This is a genomic window from Gilvimarinus sp. 1_MG-2023 (assembly GCF_030548285.1).
This window is the reverse complement of record NZ_JAUOSC010001360.1, coordinates 1-252: the sequence shown is the minus strand read 5'-3', so window position 1 is coordinate 252 and position 252 is coordinate 1. Positions and strand designations below refer to the sequence as shown.

Genomic DNA, 252 nt, shown 5'->3' with positions numbered 1-252 from the left:
CCGTTATGGCGATCTTTATGGTGCAGGGGTTCTCGATCGGTATTGTGGGGGTGTTGCTTGGCACCGTGTTGGGTGTGGTGGCGGCGTTGTCTATTTCGGATCTGGTCGCTTGGGCAGAAAAATTATTTGGTTTTCAGATTCTCAGCTCCGATGTGTATTTCATCTCATATTTGCCGTCCCAGTTGCTGTTGAGTGATGTTGCGGTGGTGGTATCGGCATCGTTACTGTTGAGTTTTCTGGCCACTCTCTATC

General features: G+C 49.6%; 1 pseudogene. It reads left to right on the top strand.

From position 1 onward, the window contains the following. Positions 1-17: 17 nt before the first annotated feature. Positions 18-252, top strand: a pseudogene (locus tag Q4563_RS21285) (lipoprotein-releasing ABC transporter permease subunit); the annotation flags it as partial.